At 32.6% G+C, this 1,413-nt stretch carries 2 protein-coding genes; one reads left to right on the top strand and one right to left on the bottom strand.

Going from position 1 to position 1,413, the window contains the following annotated elements:
- The first annotated feature begins 429 nt into the window (after positions 1 to 429).
- Entirely contained in the window at positions 430 to 636 is a 207-nt protein-coding gene (locus CKY02_RS26070; protein WP_240002132.1) for an AHH domain-containing protein, read from the top strand.
- A gap of 497 nt (positions 637 to 1,133) precedes the next feature.
- On the opposite strand, the gene CKY02_RS25100 is transcribed toward CKY02_RS26070, so the two are convergent.
- On the bottom strand, positions 1,134 to 1,413 hold a 280-nt coding region (locus CKY02_RS25100; RefSeq protein ID WP_167405364.1), incomplete at its 5' end, for a hypothetical protein.

Genomic DNA, 1,413 nt, shown 5'->3' with positions numbered 1-1,413 from the left:
TTAAAATAAATACTTTTCAGGGTTGACCTTATATATTAAATATATAATTTAAAATCACAAAAATATAAAATAAATAAGAAGATAAACAAATGAATAATACAGAAAAATATAAGATTAATGGTAAATAAATAAGTTTTCATAATTATGCTCCACTTCCAACCAGCCCTTGTGTACCAAGACATACAGCCTTTTCATCCAAGTGGTCCGTAGAATCAATGAGATAGGCTACAGAACCAATATTGTTCAAAAAGAAAACAAAAGGCATAGGTGTATCGGTATTATGGAAAGCTATTTATATACATAGGATATATTTTAGCTATTTTATTCTGTTTTCTCTCTGAAACAGCAAAAAGCCGGAATCGCTTCCGGCTGGTTTCTTTCTTACCGTGGCAAATACCCGTAATACTCCAATGCCGACCAGTTAATGTAATGGCAAGGCATCAAGGTAATCATCACGGATATACTGATGCAATAAGAAATGCTCTGGATAAGATGAATTTAAATCAATCAACTGATACCATATCGAAACAAGTAGCTAACATTCAAAATATAGCTAAAAAAGGTATGGAGAATGGCAATATTATTAAATCCAAAGATAGGTATAACACTAATATTCAGAGGAAAGACGTAAATTAAAAAGTAAGACAAAGCATCTTTGATCTCTGGAGTAAAATTTTAGGATAATTTAATCTGGGTGAGATAATAAATTTTTATATGGAACCTGTTGAATTCTTTAAAAGTTCGGATTTTTTATCCGGTTCTATTGAAGAATTTAATAAATATGAAATTATTGATAATAAAGATAGGGCATTAAAGCTTCTTTTCGATCAAGAAATACCAAGTAACTACATGGTTTGGCGTGATTTTTCTCTGATCGGGTATCTGAGTTTTATCTTCATGAGGATTATAAAAAGCAGAAAAGGATATCCTTGACAGAGTAAAAATATCTATTCAGGATCAAGTTAAAGAAAATATGAGATAAAAGAAAACCATATCTTATAAGAAAGAAACAAGGGTTAGTTAATAACATAGAACACGATAACTTTCTAAATAAAGTCAATGACGAATGTCATGACAGGTTAAATATGATAAACATTTATCGATATTTATTTTCTTTTAATCAGAACGCTAAATTAGAAACCATATTGTCTATATTCAAAAAAGGAATTATGTCGTGCGGTATAAAAAAAGATAAAAAGACATGCGTTATTTTCAATCCTATTCTTTTGAAGAATAGAGAATAAATAGAGAGAGAACAGAGTCTGAGGCGGGCGATCAGCCGCTTTGCGCCCTACAAACTGCCGCTCATCAATGCCGAGAAAGAGCTGAGTCAGCTCTCCATTTATCAGCGGGTCTATCAGAACCTGCGCATTAAAGCCCAGGATGCACTGCCGCCGCCCCTCAACCTGCGCG

Source organism: Photorhabdus bodei, from assembly GCF_003287735.1.
Lineage (GTDB): Bacteria > Pseudomonadota > Gammaproteobacteria > Enterobacterales > Enterobacteriaceae > Photorhabdus > Photorhabdus kayaii.
This window is presented reverse-complemented; position numbering and strand designations above follow the sequence as displayed.